Raw genomic sequence first — 12,483 nt, 5'->3', positions numbered from 1 at the left:
CAAGGCCGCGCTTCGGCATCTACTCTCCCTATATATATAATGTATCGGAGACACTCCGAGAGGCGAAGGACTCGCCAGCGGAGGGTTCCTACGGAAAGGTGGTGCTCTATGGGTGGAGGAAGTCGCTCTGCAGCCCGACAATAGGGCCCACAGAAAGGGGCTTCTCTATTACCGAAGCCCAAGCTAACCACCTCCACGGATGTATAAGCACCCAAACAAAGGTACTCAAATTCTGCCCTTCGCGCCCTTTCCCACCCAGCGCACGGCTCCCATATCGAGGCATAAGCGACTGATCGTCAATATAGCTCCCCGATATACCTCTCCGAAGAGAGACACAAGCCCTGCGCCTTATCGCGAGTATTTTTCTTATCCAGCGGAAGGAAAAGCGCCCTTCTCGTGAAGGAAAAAGCGCCTTCACGTAGTGCTTTTCCTCTGTCTACGCACGTAGTCTTAAAGACCAAGCACGTCAGTCCAAATATCCACGTACGTAGATATTAGAGCCACGTACGTAGCCCAAACTTTTCTGCCACTCGTCCATAACTTTTATCCCTACGCGAAGCAACAACCTAATAGAGGTCACTTCACAATGCTATATAGCTTCGCACCGAAAGCTATATAGGAATTGATCCAAAGCTATATAGCTTTCTTCACCATCCTATATAACTCTGCCCATACGAAGCACACTCTAAAACCAGCAGATAAGGGGAGGCGAAAAGCAACCAGTACTGGTCACTCATCCGACCAGTACTACTACGCATCAGTGACCAGTACTGGTTCGCGCGCTGACCAGTACTACTCCGATCGGCGACCAGTACTGGTCACTTTTCACCCCTCGCGAAGGTACATACACACGCACGCTACATAGGGTGCTCTTTTCTCGGCAGAAAAGCTCCTCCAGCGACTTCCCATATATACGATACCATCATCAGGATGCGTTTTATCCGAGGCTGAATAATTGAAGAATATTTGCACATTCGTTAAATATCTCTAATTTTGCAGCTCGACTTCGGTATGTTGCCGTGGTCTCTAACATAGAAAGAAACGAATATGAAGAAGCTATTTTTTGCCGCCTTCGCTCTCGTTGCAGGCGTGCTCTCTGCTCAGGCTCAGACGGCCATCAACCCTCGTATCGAAGTAGGTGCTAACTTCGCTCGTGGTATCAGCAAGGTAGGTAGCGTCACCGCTGACTCTAAGGTCCGCACGGGCTTCCGCGCTAGCGTTGCTGCCGAAATCGAACTCGCTTCTGGCGTATACCTCGCTCCTGGGGTGACGTTCCGTCAGGAAGGCTACAAGTTCGACAATGGTAACGGCTACGGCCTCAACTACATCAGCGTACCCGTGGACCTCGGTATCCGCGTAGGTCTCGGCGACAACCTCGCTGTATCTGTAGAAGCTGGTCCTTCGTTCGCCTACGGTCTCTCTACCACGGGTAAGCTCGATGCCTTCAAGGCTGGTGCTTACAAGCGCTTCGACATGGGTCTGAACGCTTCTGCTGCTATCGAATACAGCAAGGTTTACCTCCGTCTCGGTACCGATATCGGTCTGGTCAACGCTCTCAAGGACCCCATCGCTAACACCAGCTACAAGAACGCTTCGTTCTTCGCTGGCGTAGGTTACCGCTTCTAAGAGCGAGCCATCCGCTAAGGGCTCCGGTCGCAAAGACCTCGCCTAAATACACCTATCCCCACGTCAGTCCGCTGGCGTGGGGATAGGCTTTTTGAGGGAATAGGCTTTTTATGTACCTTTGTATATACGCGACATGAAGCACATTTATCTTTAATCCTACGGCCAACTATACTCTGTCGCTATAGTGCCGTAATTCACCACACAAATAGACACGAATATGAAGAAGCTATTTTTCGCCGCCTTCGCTCTCGTTGCAGGCGTCCTCTCCGCTCAAGCTCAGACTGAAATCCATCCCCGTATCGAAGTAGGCGCAAACTTCGCAAGTGGCGTCAATAAGGTAGTAGGCGTCACCCCCGAATCTAAAGTCCGCTTGGGCTTCCGCGCCAGCCTTGCTACCGAAGTCGGGCTTGCCTCTGGCGTCTACCTCGCTCCTGGGGTGACGTTCCGCCAGGAAGGCTTCAAGTACATCTCTGAAGATGGCTACGGTCTCAACTACATCAGCGTACCCGTGGACCTCGGTATCCGCGTACCTTTCAGCGAGAACTTCGCTGTATCTGTCGAAGCTGGCCCCTACTTCGCCTACGGTCTCTCTACCACGGGTAAGCTCGATGCCTTCAAGGCCGGCATCTACAAGCGCTTCGATATGGGTCTGAACGCCTCTGCCGCTCTTGAATTCAGCAAGGTCTACCTCCGTGTCGGTACCGACATCGGTATGGTCAACGCCCTCAAGAACAACATCGCTAACACCAGCTATAAGAACGCTTCGTTCTTCGCTGGCGTAGGCCTCCGCTTCTAAGAGCGAGCCACCCGCTAAGGGTAGAGGTCGCTGAGACCTCGCCTAAATACACCTATCCCCACGTCAGTCCGCTGGCGTGGGGATAGGCTTTTTGTATATCTTTGTCCTTACCTAAAAATGAATCATCCTAATATGGAGCATATTATCAGCAAGTTCATCTCCTCTGCTGAGATCGGGGAGATGAAGCCTTTTGGCAATGGCCATATCAACGACACCTACGTAGTCTCTGACCGTGAAGGGACACCACGCTGGATCCTGCAGCGCGTGAACCACCTCGTCTTCCCCCGCATCGAAGTCCTGCAGCGCAATGTCGCTATCGTATCCGACACGATGCGCGAGCGCCTCGAAGCAGAGGGCGACCCCGAAGCAGAGCGTAAGTACCTCTACTTCTTCCCCAACCTCGAGGAGCCCGAGAAGAACTACTACCACGATGGGGAGAACTACTGGCGCGTCTGCCGCTTCATCCCCGAGAGTATGAGCATGAGCGAGCTCACCCCCAAGGCCGCCCGCTACGCTGGTGCCGCCTTCGGTCAGTTCGAAGAAATCCTCTCCGTCATCCCCGAGGGTCGTCTTGGTGAGACCATTGAGAACTTCCACAGCATGCCCTTCCGCCTGCAGCAGCTCCGCGACGCTGTCGCTCAGGATGCCGCTGGCCGTGTCGCCGAAGTGCAGGATATCCTCGCCGAGATCGACCGCCGTGCCGACTCGATGCTCCTCCAGGAGAAGCTCTACGCTGAGGGCAAGCTCCCCAAGCGCACCATCCACTGCGACACGAAGGTCGACAACGTCCTCTTCGATAAGTCGGGCGCTGTACTCTGCGTCGTCGACTGGGATACCGTCATGCCTGGCTTCATCCTCAGCGACGTGGGTGACTTCATCCGTACGGGCGTGAACTTCGCTCCCGAAGATGAAGCAGACCTCTCGAAGATCGGCGTGAACATGGAGATCTACAAGGCCTTCGTCGAAGGTTACCTCTCCACGGCGGGTAAGTTCCTCACCCCCACCGAGCGCAGCCTCATCGCCTACGGTGGTCGCCTGATGACCTACATGCAGACGGTACGCTTCCTCGTCGACTACCTCAACGGAGACACCTACTTCAAGATCCACTCTCCCAAGCACAACCTCCAGCGCACGCGCGCTCAGCTCCGCTACCTCGAGTGCCTCGAGGAGAAGGCAGCCGAGATGGAGGCCCTGCTGAAGTAAGCCGCCCCTATATATTATAATGTATAGAGCCACCCAGAGCCCCGCACTCCCAGCGAGCTGCAGGGCTCTGGGTGGGGCGTGTCAGGTTGCATGAAAAGTCGTATCTTTGCCCCACTGATATAGCGGAATAACCAACAACAAATAAGATAAATACGTATGTCACATCACGAGCTCCCAGAGCACGACGCCCTCGACACCATCGATGAGAAGGTAATGAAGGGTGAACTCTTCTTCGAGCGCCACGGCAAGAAGATCATCATCGCAGTAGCGGCTGTCGTCATCGTCGCTCTCGGCATCTTCGCTTACCACCGCTTCGTCCAAGTCCCTAAGGCTGAGAAGGCTACCGCACAGATGTTCGTAGCCGAAGACAGCTTCATCGCTGGGCAGGACAGCCTCGCCCTCAAGGGTCAGGGTGCTGGTGCCCCAGGCTTCGAAGCCATCGCCAAGAACTTCTCCGGTACAGACGCAGCGAACCTCGCTCACGCCTATAGCGGTATCTGCCTCTATGACCAGGGTAAGTATCAGGAAGCACTGGCTGAGCTGAAGAAGTTCTCTGCTGATGAAGCCGTCGTCGCTCCCTCGGTACAGCGCATGATCGGTGACTGCCTCGTACAGCTCGGCAAGCTCGAAGAAGCTGTCAAGAGCTACGAAGCTGCTGCTAAGGCTGCTTCCAGCGAAGCGATCTCTCCCAGCTGCCTCATCAAGGCTGGTCACGTCTACGAGAAGCTCGGCAAGTACGACAAGGCTATCGCCCTCTACAACGAGGTCAAGACGAAGTACTACACCACCCCCGAAGCAGAAAGCGTAGAAGCTGACCTCCTGCGTGCTCAGGCTCAGGGCAAGTAGTCCGCTCGCACATAGACTATGTCTACGATAGACCATATCCAATCCCTCCACTACAGCCCCGTCCCCTCTGGGGAAGGGCTACACATCGGTATCGCTGTAGCGGAGTGGAACAACAACATCACTGAACCCTTGCTAGAGGGCGCTCTCGAAGTGCTCCGCAAGCAAGAGGTAAAGAAGATCACGGTCTTCCGTGTACCAGGGGCCTTCGAGCTCGTCAATGCTTCCGCTCGCTTGCTGAACGACGGTGTGGATGCCGTCATCGCTATCGGCTGTGTCGTCCGTGGGGACACCCCTCACTTCGACTACATCTGTCAGGGTGTGACCTTCGGCATATCCCAGCTGAACATGACTATCACTGGCCTCCGCACGACTCCTGCACCCGTCATCTTCGGCGTCCTGACGACCGAAACGATGGAGCAGGCGGAGGAGCGAGCAGGCGGTCGCTTGGGCAACAAGGGTGCCGAAGCAGCGGAGACTGCACTGAAGATGTGCCGTCCCATTTGCACAGTTCAGAAATAGTTTGTACCTTTGCACTGCAAAGAACAGGTAAGGGCAGTTACCAGAGTGGCCAAATGGGGCTGACTGTAACTCAGCTGGCTTACGCCTTCGGTGGTTCGAATCCATCACTGCCCACTCCTTTCCGTCATCAGGAATGCGGAAGTAGCTCAGTTGATAGAGCATTAGCCTTCCAAGCTAAGGGTCGCGGGTTTGAGCCCCGTCTTCCGCTCTACGCTGACTAAGCAAGCTATAAGATGCGCGTCTCTCTGAGATGCGCATCTTGCTTTTTATACCACCCCGAGCACGCACCCCATGCCCCGTGCTTGTTTATGTGGGAGGAATTTAGTTACTTTGCAAGCGCAAACCACACAGGGTTCCTTGGCCGAGTGGTTAGGCACCGGTCTGCAAAACCGTTTACGGCGGTTCGATTCCGCCAGGAACCTCAGAAGTAGAGCTCCGCTATCCGACAGGATGGCGGAGCTCTCTGCTTTTAGCCGCAGGGCATACGGTCGGCTGGGTCGGGGCTTTTTGCTTATCTTTGACTTTTGAGATCGTGCCCACTCTGGGCGCATCTTCTCTCCATGTACATTATTATATAGAAATACAGATACTCATCTCACATGAAGCGACGATTCGCATGTACCCTTGCGCTATGTGCCGCCCTCAGCCACCAGCTACAGGCCCAGCGCTCTGAGCTCCTCCTCGAGAAGGGGTGGCGCTTCACCCGCCAGGACCAGGCTTCCTTCTCCACCCCCGACTACAACGACAGCAAGTGGAGCCGTGTCACCGTCCCCCACGACTGGGCGATCTACGGGCCCTTTAGCTTTGAGAACGACAAGCAGCACCTGGCTATCGCACAGGATGGTCAGAAGGAAGCTATGGAGCATGCTGGTCGTACCGGTGGCCTTCCCTTCGTAGGGGCTGGCTGGTACCGCCGCAGCTTGGACATCCCCCAAGACCTCGGTGATCGCCGCGTCTTTCTCCGCTTCGATGGCGCGATGAGCCACGCCCGCGTCTACGTCAACGGCAAGGAGGTCGGCTACTGGCCCTATGGCTACAACACGTTTGCCTTCGATGTCACCCCATACGTTCGCCCCGGAGCAAGCAACACGCTTGCTGTCCGTCTGGAGAACAAGCACGAGAGCAGCCGCTGGTACCCTGGTGCAGGGCTCTATCGCAACGTGCACCTCACCATCACCTCCCCCACCTACATCCCTCTCTGGGGCACGCGCATCCAGACGCCTTCGGTAAGTGCTGACCAAGCCTACGTATCCATAGAGACGAAGATCGCTGGTCTTAGCCACCTCGCTGGTCGCCCACTGCGTATCGAGACGAAGATCCTCTCTCCCGAGGGTAAGGTCGTCGCTGAGCGCTCAGAGAGCTTCTCCAGCAAGGGAGCAGACAGCATCTATCGCACGGGCTTCGATATCTCCGCTCCCAAGCTCTGGGACATCAACCAGCCCAACCTCTATAAGTACGCCGTCACCCTCTCCGACGGCTCGCGAGTCATCGACCGCGATACCACGACCTTCGGTATCCGCTCCATCGAGCTGAAGGCGGGCGAAGGCTTCTTCCTCAACGGCCGTAAGCTGAAGTTCCAAGGCGCTTGCCTCCACCACGACCTCGGCCCTCTCGGTGCCGCTGTCAACGAGGCTGCTATGCGCCGCCAGATCCGCCAGATGCAGGACATGGGCGTCAATGCCATCCGCACCTCACACAACATGCCCGCACCTGAGTTCGTCCGTCTCTGTGACGAGATGGGTATGCCTCTGATGGCCGAGAGCTTCGACTCATGGGCCCAGCCCAAGGTGCCCAACGGCTACAACCTGGACTTCAACGAGTGGCATGAGCGTGACCTCACGAACCTCATCCACCAGTTCCGCAACAGCCCCTCGGTCATCATGTGGAGCATCGGGAACGAAGTCCCCGAGCAGCCCAGCTTCGAAGGCGCTAAGCTCGCCTACCGCCTACAGGAGATCTGCCACCGCGAAGACCCCACGCGCCCCGTCACCAACGGCATGGACAATCCCCTAGGCGTGCTGAAGAGCGGTATGGCTGGCACCCTTGACATCCCAGGCTTCAACTACCGTCCCTTCCTCTACGACACCGCACACAAGGTCCTGCCACAGGGCTTCCTCCTCGGCTCCGAGACCTGCTCCACGGTGAGCTCGCGCGGTGTGTATAAGTTCCCCGTCGTACGCAAGAGCATGGCGAAGTACCCCGACCATCAGGCTTCGGGCTACGACGTCGAGCACTGCGGCTGGAGTAACCTCCCCGAGGATGACTTCATCCGTCAGGAGGACCACGACTGGAGCATGGGCGAATTCATCTGGACGGGTATCGATTACCTCGGTGAGCCTACTCCCTACTACAGCGAATGGCCCAGCCACTCCTCGCTCTTCGGTGCTATCGACCTGGCAGGGATCCCCAAGGACCGCTTCTATCTCTATCGCAGCCACTGGAACAAGGACGCTGAGACGCTTCACATCCTCCCCCACTGGACGTGGCCTGGGCGCGAAGGACAGGTAACCCCCATCTTCGTGTACACCAACCACCCCGAGGCCGAGCTCTTCATCAACGGCAAGAGCCAGGGTCGCCAGAAGAAGGATACGAGCATCACCATCGACGCTACGGAGAACAAGGAGAGCCAAGAGGCCTTCACCCGTCAGAAGCGCTACCGCCTGATGTGGATGGATACGAAGTACGAGCCAGGGGAAGTCAAGGTCGTCGCCTACGACAAGTCAGGTAAGGCTGTCGCTGAGCAGGTCGTCCACACCGCTGGTCGCCCCCATCACCTTGAGCTCATCGCTGACCGCACGAGCATCAATGCCGACGGCAAGGATATCGCCTTCGTCACGGTACGTGTCGTGGACAAGGACGGCAACCTCATCCCCGATGACGCACGCCTCCTGCAGTTCAAGGTCACGGGCGCCGGCTCCTTCCGTGCTGCTGCGTCGGGCAATCCCGCCTCACTCGATGCCTTCCACCTGCCCCAGCACCACGCCTTCAGCGGTCAGCTCGTAGCCCTCGTACAGAGTGGTGAGAAGGCTGGCGAAGCTATCCTCTCCGTCTCAGCTAAGGGCCTGCCCACGGCTAAGATCCGCATCCAAGTCACGAAGTAGCCACCCGTCGTGTCGCTACAGCTCGACTTCATACATCATATCCTCTCGCTGCAGGAGACCTATCGGGGCACATCCCCCGATAGGATCCTCCTCGGCAAAGGATCACTCTCTCGCGAGGAGCGCACAGCGCTTGCCCTGCAGCTGACGGCAGAGTCAGCCCTCCGAAGGAAGCTCCCCAGCTGGCATACGGCTGGGGTTTTCCTTCCCTCATCACTGACGCTGGAGCAGTGCTCGAGCGAAGAAGCTGCCCGCTATAAGACGCGCTTCGCCACAGCCACCGACCGCCTCATCGACCTTACGGGGGGCTTCGGCGTGGACTTCTGGGCACTCACGAGCGTCACGGGGCAAGGGGTCTACGTCGAGCGACAGGCAGACCTCGTCGCAGCAGCACGAGCGAACCTCCCTCGCCTACTCCCCGAGGCAAAGCTCCAGCTCATCCACGGTGAGTCGATCCCCCAGCTACGGGAGCTCATCTCCACACACCAGCCTACCCTCATCTACCTCGATCCCGCCCGCAGAGAGGGCGAGGACACGACGCGTAGAGTCTACGCCATCGAGGACTGTGAGCCCAGCCTCCACACACTCCTCCCCGAGCTTCACACCCTCTATCGTGAGCTCTCCCTACCCTTCCCCCGCCTTCTCGTCAAGCTCTCGCCGATGCTCGATGTGGTGCATACGCTCCGCTCCGTCGCTGGCATGCGGGAGCTACACGTCGTCTCCGTACGTGGCGAAGCCAAGGAGCTTCTCCTCCTCATCGACCTCGCTGAGGCTACGGGCGAAGCGGAGCCCGAGACGGTGACCTTCGTCGCTCAAGACCTCCATCCCACGCAGCCTACCCCTGCCTTCGTCCTCCCCGAAGCTCTACACTATGAGGAGAGCACCCAGCTACACTATGCCGTGAGCCCCCGCGCCTACCTCTTCGAGCCTCACGCTGCCCTGATGAAGACAGGGCTCTACCGCAGTATCGGCGCCGTCTACGGCCTCGAAGCCCTGCACCCCAATAGCCACCTCTACACGGCAGACACGCTGCCCGAAGCGCCCTTCCCTGGCCGCGCCTTCGCAGTCGAGGCGGTCTATCCCTTCGCCTCGTCCCAGCTCAAGGCACTCGGACGGGAAATCGGTGCAGCGCAGATCACCTGCCGCAACTTCCCCCTGCGCCCCGAAGCCCTGCGCGCTAAGCTCCGCATCAAGGACAGCGCCGAGCAGACGCTCTTCGGCACGACAGCCTCCGACGGCTCGCACGTACTCATCCGCTGCCGCCGCGTCTAAGGCGCCACGACAGCACGCAAAACGGCCTCACGCCCCACGACTACTCCGAGGAGAGTCGTGGGGCGTGAGGCCTTTTGCTTAGGGGGAGCGAGAGCCTTAGAGGCGCTCGATATCCTTGAAGTAGTTGTACGTACCGACCTTGAGCTCGATGCAGGCAGCTTCGTCACAGACGATGATGCCCTTGGGGTGGAGCTGCAGAGCAGTGATCGTCCACATCTGGTTCACACAGCCTTCGACAGCCTGCTGCAGGGCACGAGCCTTACCATGGCCGTTGACGAGGATCAGCACCTCACGGGCAGCCATGACGGTACCGACACCGACGGTGAGGGCCGTCTTAGGTACCTTGTTCACGTCGCCATCGAAGAAGCGGCTGTTGGCGATGATGGTATCGGTGGTGAGGGTCTTCATACGGGTGCGTGAGGTCAGCGAAGAGCCTGGCTCATTGAAGGCGATGTGCCCGTCGGGACCGATACCGCCGAGGAAGAGGTCGATACCACCAGCGGCGAGGATCGCTTCCTCGTAGGCAGCGCACTCGGCCTCGAGGTCGGTGGCATTACCGTTGAGGATGTGTACGTTCTCCTTCTTGATGTCGATGTGACTGAAGAAGTTCTTCCACATGAAGGTGTGGTAGCTCTCAGGATGATCCTGGGGGATACCTACGTACTCATCCATATTGAAGGTGACGACGTGCTCGAAGGATACGCGCCCGGCCTGATGAGCTGCCACCAGGGCACGATACATGCCGAGGGGTGAGGAGCCTGTGGGCAGACCAAGTACGAAGGGCTTAGCAGCCGTAGGAGCGGCAGCATTGATCTTCTGGACTACATAGTCCGCTGCCCACTGGGAGATGCCCACATAGTCGGGCTGGATGATTAGACGCATGCGATCTGTGTTTAGAAATTGATGGATTGATATGCAAATTGGAATTAGGGGGGGGACTAAGCCTTGAGGCGCTCGGCCATCTGCGTGCCGAGGTCCCAAGCTGCGCCGATGACGGAGGGAAGGTCCGCCATCTTCAGCTCAAAGCCCTCACCGACAGCCTCCCACTTCATCTCTTCAGCGAAGGGGCGGAGGCGCTTGAGGGCTGCGGGAGCCCACGCATAGGAGCCAAAGGCCGCGTAGATGCGGTCCTTGACGTCGCGGATGCGGATGAGGTTCATAAGGTTCTCTATGGGAGAGAAGAGCTCACCGCAGTAGGTGGGGCTACCGATGATGAGGCCACGGTAGCGGAAGACATCACGCAGGATGACCGAGGGGTCGCTCTTGGTGACGTTGTGACAGACGATGGACTTCACGCCTGAGGCAGCGAGGCTCTGTGCGAGGATGTCGGCCAGCTGCTCGGTATTGCCGTACATCGAGCCGTAGAGGATGACGACCCCCTCCTCGGTCTCGTTACTCGAGAGGCGGTCGTAGAGACGGCGTGCATCGGCGAAGCCCTCACGCGTCCAGACGACACCGTGCGAGGGGCATACATACTCGATGTCGAGGCCCTGCTTGTCGATATTGGCCAGCGCCTTCTTGACGAAGGGGCCGTACTTACCGACGACGCAGGCGTAGTAGCGCACCATCTCATCGAGGTAGGACTGGCGGTCGGTGAGGTGGCTATCGAAGATATGACCACTCAGCGCACCGAAGGAGCCGAAGGCATCAGCAGAGAAGAGGAGGCGGTTGGACTGCTCATAGGTGAACATCACCTCGGGCCAGTGTACCATAGGAGCCATCAGGAAGGAGAACTCATGGCTACCGATACGCAGCGCATCGCCACTCTTGACCTCGTGGAGGCCCGTCGTGATGCCATGGAAGCCACTGAGCATATCGAAGGTCTTCTTGTTCCCCACGATCTGCATGTCGGGGTAGCGCTGACGCAGGAGACCGATCGAGCCACCATGGTCAGGCTCCATGTGGTTGATGATCAGATAATCCACGGGGCGGCCCTGCAGGATGAGGTCGAGCTTGTGGAAGAAGATATCCGAGTAGCAGACGTCGACCGTATCGATGAGGGTCGTCTTTTCGTCTACGATGAGGTAGGCGTTGTAAGCCACGCCCGAGGGGATCGACCAGACGTTCTCGAAGCGCTCTTTCATGCGGTCGTTCACGCCGACGTAGTAGACGGAGTCAGTGATCTGAGGTACTTGGTACATAGTCCGTAGTGTAGTGATAGGGTGTAGTAGTATGGATAAGACAAGGAAGGGGCGCTCCCCCGCAGTCGTCAGGACTCGGGGAGCGCCTCTATGTTGTTAGCTTTTCTTTTTGTCAAGGGGCTCAGGGCTGAGCGGATGGCGGTAGGCGTAGACGATGAGTGCGATGCCTGCCACGACGAAGGGGATGCTAAGCAGTTGCCCCATATTGATACCGTAGCTGGCGACCATATTGATCTCCCAAGCCTCCTGCACGTTCTTGATGCTCTCGACGAAGAAGCGGAAGCCGAAGACGCCCGTCAGGAAGTAGCCGAGGATGAGGCCCGAGTAGCGGCGAGCAGCGTCACGCACCCAGTAGAGGTACATACACAGGGCGAAGACGAGGAGGTAAGCCAGCGCTTCGTAGATCTGTGTCGGGTGGCAGGCGGGGATCGCCATACCGCGCTCAGCGTAGCCAGCGAACTCCGAGGCGCGAGGGAAGATGAAGCCCCAAGGCACATCGGTCGGGCGGCCGAAGATCTCGCTATTCATCAGGTTCCCCATACGGATGAGTGCCGCAGCCAGCCCCGTGGGGACAGCCAGACGGTCGAGTGTCCAGAGGATGGACTTCTTCGTCACACGGCGCGAGTAGATCCATACGGCGAGGATGATCCCGATGGTCCCCCCGTGGCTCGCTAAGCCACCTTCCCATACCTTGAGGATATCCCCAGGGTGGGCGAGGTAGTAGGAGGGATTATAGAAGAGGACGTGCCCCAGTCGCGCCCCGATGACGGTGCCGAGGACGACATAGATATAGAGGGAGTTCATCCACTCCTCCGGCAGGCGCTCACGCTTCCAGATACGCTCCTCGATCATCGGGCCGAGGATCAGGAGCCCGAGGGCGAAGAGGAGGCCGTACCAGCGGATACCGCGGCCGAAGATATCTATGATGACGGGATCGACGTCCCAAGTGATGGCACTAAGCATAGGCTAAAGGGCTTACAGA

The 12,483-nt window shown here is 58.0% G+C and carries 10 protein-coding genes and 3 tRNA genes; 10 read left to right on the top strand and 3 right to left on the bottom strand.

Annotated features, from left to right (window positions below; all coding sequences use genetic code 11):
* Positions 1-1,047: 1,047 nt before the first annotated feature.
* The 10 genes from KO088_RS03775 (at position 1,048) to KO088_RS03730 (ending at position 9,360) form a co-directional block, all read left to right on the top strand.
* Complete coding sequence (locus KO088_RS03775; RefSeq protein WP_215493632.1) at positions 1,048-1,626, top strand: outer membrane beta-barrel protein; 579 nt, start codon at positions 1,048-1,050, stop codon at positions 1,624-1,626.
* A gap of 217 nt (positions 1,627-1,843) precedes the next feature.
* Positions 1,844-2,422 carry an outer membrane beta-barrel protein gene (locus KO088_RS03770; protein ID WP_215493631.1) on the top strand — a complete coding sequence of 193 codons (579 nt, stop codon included), beginning with the start codon at positions 1,844-1,846 and terminating at the stop codon, positions 2,420-2,422.
* A 117-nt stretch (positions 2,423-2,539) separates the two neighbouring features.
* Complete coding sequence (locus KO088_RS03765) at positions 2,540-3,625, top strand: phosphotransferase enzyme family protein (RefSeq protein WP_251419776.1); 1,086 nt, start codon at positions 2,540-2,542, stop codon at positions 3,623-3,625.
* A 156-nt stretch (positions 3,626-3,781) separates the two neighbouring features.
* Positions 3,782-4,471 carry a tetratricopeptide repeat protein gene (locus KO088_RS03760; protein WP_215493630.1) on the top strand — a complete coding sequence of 230 codons (690 nt, stop codon included), beginning with the start codon at positions 3,782-3,784 and terminating at the stop codon, positions 4,469-4,471.
* Between the two features lie 18 nt (positions 4,472-4,489).
* Positions 4,490-4,990: a 6,7-dimethyl-8-ribityllumazine synthase gene (ribH, locus tag KO088_RS03755; RefSeq protein WP_215493629.1), complete on the top strand. Its 501-nt coding sequence runs from the start codon at positions 4,490-4,492 to the stop codon at positions 4,988-4,990.
* 31 nt (positions 4,991-5,021) lie between these two features.
* Positions 5,022-5,104 (top strand) — tRNA-Tyr (locus KO088_RS03750).
* Between the two features lie 21 nt (positions 5,105-5,125).
* Positions 5,126-5,198, top strand: a tRNA-Gly gene (locus KO088_RS03745).
* 143 nt (positions 5,199-5,341) lie between these two features.
* Positions 5,342-5,412: transfer RNA gene (locus KO088_RS03740), tRNA-Cys, on the top strand.
* A 177-nt stretch (positions 5,413-5,589) separates the two neighbouring features.
* Positions 5,590-8,091 (top strand): glycoside hydrolase family 2 TIM barrel-domain containing protein, encoded by a 2,502-nt coding sequence (locus KO088_RS03735; RefSeq protein ID WP_215493628.1) that lies wholly within the window; start codon positions 5,590-5,592, stop codon positions 8,089-8,091.
* Between the two features lie 9 nt (positions 8,092-8,100).
* Entirely contained in the window at positions 8,101-9,360 is a 1,260-nt protein-coding gene (locus tag KO088_RS03730) for a THUMP-like domain-containing protein (RefSeq protein WP_215493627.1), read from the top strand.
* A 96-nt stretch (positions 9,361-9,456) separates the two neighbouring features.
* Here KO088_RS03730 and nagB read toward each other — a convergent pair whose 3' ends face one another.
* The 3 genes from nagB to lgt all read right to left on the bottom strand — a co-directional run bounded on the left by nagB (position 9,457) and on the right by lgt (position 12,464).
* Positions 9,457-10,242 carry a glucosamine-6-phosphate deaminase gene (gene nagB / locus KO088_RS03725; protein ID WP_215493626.1) on the bottom strand — a complete coding sequence of 262 codons (786 nt, stop codon included), beginning with the start codon at positions 10,240-10,242 and terminating at the stop codon, positions 9,457-9,459.
* A gap of 56 nt (positions 10,243-10,298) precedes the next feature.
* Positions 10,299-11,501, bottom strand: a complete 1,203-nt coding sequence (locus KO088_RS03720; protein ID WP_188807778.1) for an FprA family A-type flavoprotein — start codon at positions 11,499-11,501, stop codon at positions 10,299-10,301.
* Positions 11,502-11,597: 96 nt separating this feature from the next.
* Positions 11,598-12,464: a prolipoprotein diacylglyceryl transferase gene (gene lgt, locus KO088_RS03715; RefSeq protein WP_215493625.1), complete on the bottom strand. Its 867-nt coding sequence runs from the start codon at positions 12,462-12,464 to the stop codon at positions 11,598-11,600.
* Positions 12,465-12,483 lie beyond the last annotated feature (19 nt).

The organism is Porphyromonas bobii (assembly GCF_943169685.1).
In the GTDB taxonomy this organism is placed as follows: Bacteria; Bacteroidota; Bacteroidia; order Bacteroidales; family Porphyromonadaceae; genus Porphyromonas; species Porphyromonas pasteri.
The sequence above is the reverse complement of the archived record's forward strand: the minus strand, read 5'-3'. Positions and strand labels throughout refer to the sequence as shown.